Raw genomic sequence first — 4,394 nt, 5'->3', positions numbered from 1 at the left:
CGGTCGAGGACTTAACCAAGTAATTGGTGTTCCGGTTCATATGAAGATATTTGATATTAGCTAGTTTTGAGAGCACAAGTTTCTCAATAGTGTGGTGACGATGGCGAGAAGGATACACCTGTTCCCATGTCGAACACAGAAGTTAAGCTTCTTAGCGCCGAGAGTAGTTGGGGGATCGCTCCCTGCGAGGGTAGGACGTTGCCATGCAACCTAAGGAATCGTTAATTCGATTCCTTTTTTTGTTGCCAAAAATTAGCCTACTGGGCGAACTAAGACTAAATTTTGAAATTCAAACGGCGGGTCGGATTATTAGGAATCCCGGTACTCATCAGCGCATTTGGAATTCAACCCATACTATTAATCACCGGCACGATCTACTTATTGGTTGCAATCACACTCATTATACTGAATAAGTTTCCGTTGAGTTGAATCGTTAGCGATTGCGCTCAATGCTCATATTTGGGGTAGCTGGCAGTGATGGGGGAGTTGTCAAAACGAGAGACAGTAGCGCTCGGATTTTGAGAGTCAGGCGTAAATGGCGTACGTTTGGTTGGTTAGAAAAATCGAATGCTAGTTATCAATCGATAAGGTGATTCAGCTCAGTCTAAGGTACTAGGTATTGGTTTACGAACTTGGCCATTACTAACCGCTAATACGATCTCGTGGGCCTAATGTCATTTAATTTGGACAGTATCCGTCATAACCATGTAAAAATCATGTAAATTCGGGAGCAATAATTGTTATTCTAGCAGTTACGTGCTATGTTATTATCATATTTTATGAAGTGGAGTGATAGTTATGGCTCAGATTTCTGTGGGGGATCGGGTTAAATGTCAAAAGAACGGCAATACCGATTATGATTTTTATGCTAAAGTTGAAAAAATTTACGAGAACTCCGCCTTCGTCACAATTACTCATTATGATTTGCGGGATGATATTAATGTGGCAGAACTTCAATATCGGGCAGTGATCGCCTTAAAGAAGATGAAACCCGCTAAACCGACTGCTGGTGAAGCGAAGCAGCTACAGGCAGTTAGTGCGGCCATGTTAGCTGAATAAATTAAGAATATCGATGCAACATGTAGGTAATGGGTTGTTCAAGAATTTGATTCTTGAACAACCCATTTTTAGTTTGGCTGCAAAGCTTTTCGGTGTGATGGAGTGCCCTGGTTGGGACTGATTTTATGATGATTAGAGGCCAACTGACTTAATGAATCTGTCCGTTAGAGCTTTAACAGATTGGATATTTAACAATCATTCACGCGGGTGTTGTTACAAGCTAATTGTGCACGTCTCTTTATTCGGTGTAGCAAACTTTTTTGTTGGCAATCTGACTTTTAGCCTGTACATCATTGGTTTCAATGGTACAATGGATATTAGTAGTTGATAACTGTTCTAAAGTAAGGAGGAGTTTTGAATGCAGACAGCTAATCAAAATGTAACGTTGACGGGGCGTCGACGCTTCTGGTTCATTTTTACGCTGTTGCTTGGGACTTGGACCATGTCGATCAGTCAGTCTTCCTTGTCGACGGTCTACCCAACATTTATGCGCGACTTTGGCATCTCGGCCTCAACCGTGCAATGGTTAACGACCGGCTTTATGTTGACAATGGTCGTCATGATGCCAATCAGTCCGTGGTTGTTGAATAATATTGGGTTTAAGAAATTATTCTTAGCCGTTTTGGTGCTTTTCGATATTGGTTCAATCATTATTTATTTCGCACCCAGTTTTGGTGTGATGATGGTCGGTCGCCTAATTAAAGCGGCGGCAGTTGGCGTGCTGTTTCCCTCGTATCAATCCATTTTACTGACGATTACGCCCGAGGAAAAACGGGGTAGTACGATGGGTGTCGCCGGGTTGGTCATGGGATCAGCATTAGCATCTGGCCCGATTATTTCCGGTGTGGTTTTGAAGTTTACCGATTGGCACGGATTGTTTGCCGTCTTCATCACGGTGGCAACTTTGTTGATCCTAATTAGTTTCACAACGATCAAGGACGTGATGGTCAATAAGCCTTCAAAGCTGGATTTGCTCTCAATCGTGACGTTACTGGGCTTTGCTGGGATTTTATACGTCGTGAATGAGATTGGTAAACCCAATGTGAACTGGACGTTCGGTTGGCTGTTATTAGCGGTTTCAGTACTAGCGGTGGCTTACTTTACTTATCGCCAATTTCACTTGGAGACGCCGTTATTGGAACTACGGGTCTTAAAAACATTTAATTATGACTTAGCCATTTTCCTAACAGCAATCTCGTACGTGGCGCTGATTGTCATAACAATCATCTTCCCACTCTATTACCAGGGTGTCTTGAAGGTGTCGCCATTCGTTTCAGGCATGTCACTGGTGCCTGGTGCGGTGCTTCTAAGTATTTTGAACCCGCTTACTGGGAAACTAGCAGAGAAGATTGGATACAAACAAATCATGTTACTTGGTATGAGTATGATCGTTGTTGGTTGGCTGATCTTAGTACTGATCAATTCAGAGTTGAACCTGCTCACCATGATTTTGCTGGCTGCCTTAATTGAAGGCGGGAATGCCTTTGTCATGATGCCCGCCGTCACATTGGGGGCTAATTCATTACCCGATGAACTGATTTCACACGGTACCGCTGTGATTACGACGGTTCGTCAAATTCTCGGTTCAGCTGGTGTGGCCGTGGCGACCTTGGTCTTATCCAACGTGACGCTTGCTCAGAAACAAGCGGGAGCCTCAACGTTGCGTGCGAACTTGCAAGGGTACCATACGGTCTTCTGGATGATGCTCGGCATTGAATTGGTTGGCCTCGTGCTTGCGTTACTTTTGCGTGATGGGCGCAAGCAGTCGCATTAATAATCACGGTGACTGACTACCAGGCGAGAATGACTGAAGTTAAGTGGGATATGCTTTGAACGCCACTAATTAGACATTAGTGCCTGCACAATCGGTCGGTTAGTCGTAATTAGGCCAAAAGGACCGCCATTCTTGATTACAAGAATGGCGGTCCTTTTTTCGTGGCGCGACTGTGATCGTACTGAATCACAGGAATTGGCCCAACTAACCGGGGCGCTTCTACTTGGCTGTTGCTTTTTGAATCTTTGCCAATTGACGATATTGACTGAGCATCCAGCTTTGATACGTCTGGTTGGCCGGTAACGTTTCGGTGACCTTCAGTACCGGCACATCGTATTTCCTGGCGAGTTTGACCATGTTCGTGACCAAGTTACTATCGGTCTGAGTGTTTTCAACGAAAAAGGCAATCCGGTGGTGCTTGATATCTTGTTGCATTTGCTGGATATCCTTAGGTGATGGGTCGGAACCCTCTTCAATTGCATGTGCGAAATGCGTATTGCTGATTCGGTAGCCGATTGCCTTCAATGAGTAGTCAAAGACCGGCTCACTGACAGCGACACGCTGATTATTTGCATGCTGTTTCAATTGTTTGATCATAGTGGTTATGGTCTTAGCGTTGGTCTGATACTTTTGGGCCTGCTGTTCAAAATAATGCTTGTGCTGCGGCTGAATTTTGCTGAGTTCTGTTGCGATTTTAGTTGCTAATTTGGGCATCGTTGTGGGATCGTACCAGACGTGTTCGTTGGCCCCGTCAGTTTTATGAGCCACGTCGGTTCCCACTGTGATTACCCGGGCGCCCTTGGCTTTGTTGACAGTAAGCTTTTCCATCCAGTCATCGTAGCCGAGGCCGTTGTAAATGATTAATTGGGCGCTACTAGCCTGCTTAGCCGTGTTGACGGTCGGCTCGTAGTCGTGGGGGTCAACGCTCGGTCGATCAATAATCGAGGTCACTTGACCATACTTTCCTGCCACCGCCTTAGCCGTTTGACCATAAAAGTCGAGACTAGCCATGATATTAATTTTGTCGTTAGTCGTTTTACTGGGGGTGCTCGAACTTTGACAGCCTGCTAATAGGCCACTGAGTCCCAGTATTATTGCCAAATAAAGCCATATCCGTCGGTTGACCATGTATTGTAACCCCATTCTCTTTAAATCGTAACCATTACTGTTAACTTTACCGAAAGAAACGGTCGTCGTCAAGTCTTTAAGATAAGGTTTAGACTAGGTGAAAACACTGCACTGACTGACGAAAGCTGGTAAAATAGGCGTACCTGAAAAGCGGAAGGCGGGGCACGCAGATGATATTTACGATTGTGATTTTAATTTTACTAGCAAGCGCAATTTTTCGCGGGTTTCACCGCGGATTTGTGATTGAAATGTTGCATCTGATTGGGACGGTCGTCGTCCTATTGTTTGCACGACTACTCTATCAGCCGTTAGGGACAATGATTAGTAATCTATTGACGAATTTACATTTAATTGAAGCTTCAGTGGCGGCAACGTTGATCATTAACCTGGTCGCTTTCTTCGTGTTAATTTCGTTAGGGTGGTCAGTGATTCG

4 protein-coding genes and 1 rRNA gene are annotated in these 4,394 nt (G+C 44.7%); 4 read left to right on the top strand and 1 reads right to left on the bottom strand.

The window, feature by feature from the left end; genetic code table 11:
* Nucleotides 1-90: 90 nt before the first annotated feature.
* The 3 genes from rrf (at nucleotide 91) to MMY95_RS15120 (ending at nucleotide 2,833) form a co-directional block, all read left to right on the top strand.
* Nucleotides 91-207: ribosomal RNA gene (gene rrf / locus MMY95_RS15130) — 5S ribosomal RNA — on the top strand.
* 591 nt (nucleotides 208-798) lie between these two features.
* Nucleotides 799-1,059, top strand: coding sequence for a DUF2187 domain-containing protein (locus tag MMY95_RS15125; protein ID WP_003645462.1), 261 nt, complete (start codon nucleotides 799-801; stop codon nucleotides 1,057-1,059).
* A gap of 358 nt (nucleotides 1,060-1,417) precedes the next feature.
* Complete coding sequence (locus tag MMY95_RS15120) at nucleotides 1,418-2,833, top strand: MFS transporter (RefSeq protein ID WP_070083628.1); 1,416 nt, start codon at nucleotides 1,418-1,420, stop codon at nucleotides 2,831-2,833.
* Nucleotides 2,834-3,052: 219 nt separating this feature from the next.
* Here MMY95_RS15120 and MMY95_RS15115 read toward each other — a convergent pair whose 3' ends face one another.
* Nucleotides 3,053-3,961 (bottom strand): zinc ABC transporter substrate-binding protein, encoded by a 909-nt coding sequence (locus MMY95_RS15115; protein ID WP_003643486.1) that lies wholly within the window; start codon nucleotides 3,959-3,961, stop codon nucleotides 3,053-3,055.
* Between the two features lie 170 nt (nucleotides 3,962-4,131).
* On the opposite strand from MMY95_RS15115, the gene MMY95_RS15110 reads away from it, so the two are divergent.
* Nucleotides 4,132-4,394 (top strand): CvpA family protein (locus MMY95_RS15110; RefSeq protein WP_241277787.1); only part of this gene is annotated, 263 nt, incomplete at its 3' end.

The organism is Lactiplantibacillus sp. ME-2 (assembly GCF_022549155.1).
GTDB lineage: Bacteria > Bacillota > Bacilli > Lactobacillales > Lactobacillaceae > Lactiplantibacillus > Lactiplantibacillus plantarum.
The sequence above is the reverse complement of the archived record's forward strand: the minus strand, read 5'-3'. Positions and strand labels throughout refer to the sequence as shown.